Here is a 490-nt window from a genome sequence, read left to right on the forward strand (position 1 = left end):
CGCAGTGGTGTAGCTGAACAAGGTGGCCAGGTTGGGCACGCCGCTGGCCATCATGCCCTTGTACTAGACGGCCTCGCCGAACTCGACCGGGCGGCCGTCGACCTTCACCGCGGCGCCGCCGAGCATGCGCACCTTGAGCCCGGTGGCGGTCACCACCACGTCGGCCTCCAGCGTCTGGCCGCTCTTCAACTGCAGGCCGCCGGGCGTGAAGCGCTCGATCTCGTCGGTGACGATCGAGGCCTGGCCGGCCCGGATCGACTTGAACAGGTCGCCGTTCGGCACCAGGCAGAGGCGCTGGTCCCAGGGCTGGTAGCGCGGCGTCAGGTGCCGGGCGATGTCGAAGTCGGGGCCGAGCTGGCGGCTCGCGGCGTTCAGGATGAAGCGCTTGGTGGCTTCCGGGCGCCGCCGCGAGAGGCGATACAGGTACATCGTCAGCAGCACGTTCTTGGTGCGCACCAGGCGGTGCGCGAGCCCGGCCGGCAGCCAGAGG

Annotated in this window: 1 pseudogene; it reads right to left on the reverse strand. The window is 70.2% G+C overall.

From position 1 onward, the window contains the following. Positions 1–490, reverse strand: a pseudogene (locus FQ705_RS32520) (FAD-containing monooxygenase EthA); the annotation flags it as partial.

This window comes from Paraburkholderia sp. BCC1884, from assembly GCF_900996225.1.
GTDB lineage: Bacteria > Pseudomonadota > Gammaproteobacteria > Burkholderiales > Burkholderiaceae > Paraburkholderia.